The sequence below is a fragment of the Streptomyces sp. NRRL S-37 genome, from assembly GCF_000721605.1.
In the GTDB taxonomy this organism is placed as follows: Bacteria; Actinomycetota; Actinomycetes; order Streptomycetales; family Streptomycetaceae; genus Streptomyces.
The window spans coordinates 1-853 of sequence record NZ_JOIZ01000095.1; the positions used below are offsets into that span (position 1 = coordinate 1).

General features: G+C 71.7%; 2 protein-coding genes. Both read right to left on the minus strand.

Annotated features, from left to right (window positions below):
- Nucleotides 1-288: AMP-binding enzyme (locus IH50_RS39080; protein WP_420709176.1), on the minus strand; the 288-nt coding region annotated here is incomplete at its 3' end.
- Nucleotides 285-830: an AMP-binding protein gene (locus IH50_RS38385; RefSeq protein WP_030873032.1), complete on the minus strand. Its 546-nt coding sequence runs from the start codon at nt 828-830 to the stop codon at nt 285-287. The genes IH50_RS39080 and IH50_RS38385, both read right to left, overlap by 4 nt.
- Nucleotides 831-853: the final 23 nt, after the last annotated feature.

Consider the following 853-nt stretch of genomic DNA (forward strand, 5'->3'; position numbering starts at 1 on the left):
GACCTCGGCGAACGCCGCGCACAGGATCTCCTCGCGGACCGTGGCGGGACCACGGCCGGAACCGGTCGCGTACTCGGGTGCCGGCAGGACCTTGCGGTCGAGTTTGCCGTTCACCGTCAGCGGCAGCTCGTCCAGGACGACCACCGCGGACGGAACCATGTACTCCGGCAGCTGTAGTGACGCGAACCGACGTGCCTCATCGGCGAGTTCACCCACCTGAGAGCCCTCGGCCGGAACGACGTAGGCGACCAGGCGCTTGTCACCGGGGCTGTCCTCACGGGCGATCACCGCCGCCTGAGCGACCTGCGGGTGCCCGGCGACGACCGCCTGCACCCGCCGGCCACACCGACAGGCACGGGAGACAGCCACTGGTCGAGCACATGCACACGTGTGTTGAACACCGGTCCGCCGATACCCGGCACATCGCCCGGCGCCAGCGGCCGCGACATCGACACGCACACCGTCGACTCCGTCGGGCCGTAGGCGTTCACCAGCCGCCGACCGGCCCCCCACACGGCCACCGACTCCGCGGCGAGCGCCTCGCCCGCCGACACCACCGTCACCAGTGACGGCACCTCCAGGGGATCCAGCACTGCCAGCACCGCCGGCGGCAAGGTGGCATGCGTGACACCATGCAGCGCCATCACCTCGACCAGCCCGGCGCCCGGCACCAGTTCCTCGGCCGGCGCCACCACCAGGCGGGCGCCCGCGCACAGAGTCACCCAGATCTCCGCCGACGCCGCGTCGAAGCCGACCGACGCGAACTGCAGCACCCGGCTCGTCTCGTCGATCCCGAAACGCTCGGCCTGCGCCGCCACCAGCGAACCCACACCCGTGCACCCAGCAGCGCCAC